The 779-nt window shown below is 58.5% G+C and carries 1 protein-coding gene and 3 tRNA genes; all 4 read right to left on the bottom strand.

Annotated features, from left to right (window positions below):
• A partial coding sequence (locus QQS38_RS25930) for a GTP-binding protein (protein ID WP_238272018.1) occupies positions 1–148 on the bottom strand: 148 nt, incomplete at its 3' end.
• 62 nt (positions 149–210) lie between these two features.
• Positions 211–285, bottom strand: a tRNA-Thr gene (locus tag QQS38_RS25925).
• A 15-nt stretch (positions 286–300) separates the two neighbouring features.
• Positions 301–374: transfer RNA gene (locus tag QQS38_RS25920), tRNA-Gly, on the bottom strand.
• A 43-nt stretch (positions 375–417) separates the two neighbouring features.
• Positions 418–503: transfer RNA gene (locus QQS38_RS25915), tRNA-Tyr, on the bottom strand.
• Between the last annotated feature and the right edge of the window lie 276 nt (positions 504–779).

Below are 779 nucleotides of genomic sequence, written 5' to 3'. Positions count from 1 at the left end.
TCTGGTCGTACGCCTTCGCCTCGCCGCCGAACTTCGCCGTCAGCACCGTCGTGATCGCCGCCGTCAGCGTCGTCTTGCCATGATCCACGTGACCGATCGTGCCGACGTTCACGTGCGGCTTGGTCCGCTCAAACTTACCCTTGGCCATTTTCGACTCCTAAGAGGATTTTCCGTATGTTGCGCCGCACGCAAACAATCAATGACAGCTACTGGTGCCCATGGGCAGGATCGAACTGCCGACCTCTCCCTTACCAAGGGAGTGCTCTACCACTGAGCCACATGGGCAGTACTTCTTGGCTATGGAGCGGGTGAAGGGAATCGAACCCTCGTCGTAAGCTTGGAAGGCTTCTGCTCTACCATTGAGCTACACCCGCTCGGGCTTTCGCGATTCCCTGCCGCACCACGGCATGCATATTCTGGTGGAGGAGGTTGGATTCGAACCAACGTAGGCGTAAGCCAACAGATTTACAGTCTGCCCCCTTTAGCCACTCGGGCACCCCTCCGCAGAGAACGGTCGATTATGAAGACTAAGTGGCGCTGTGTCAAGAGATCAGCGCGCGCTTCATAAAGCGATGCCCTCACTTATAGTGCGCGTACAGGGGGACCGAAGACAGGGATCGATCGAAGGCCGCGCGGCATCCCCGCGGCCTCCGCGGCCCGCGAAGGCCAGCGATTCAGCGGCGAGTGTTTTGTGAGGCGTTAAAAGCACAAACCCCCGGTAGCGCTGAGGCTAACGGGGGTTTGGAGGCAGAAGGAGCCTGACGATTACCTACTTTCAC

Source organism: Trinickia sp. Z7 (genome assembly GCF_056498045.1).
The sequence above is the reverse complement of the archived record's forward strand: the minus strand, read 5'-3'. Positions and strand labels throughout refer to the sequence as shown.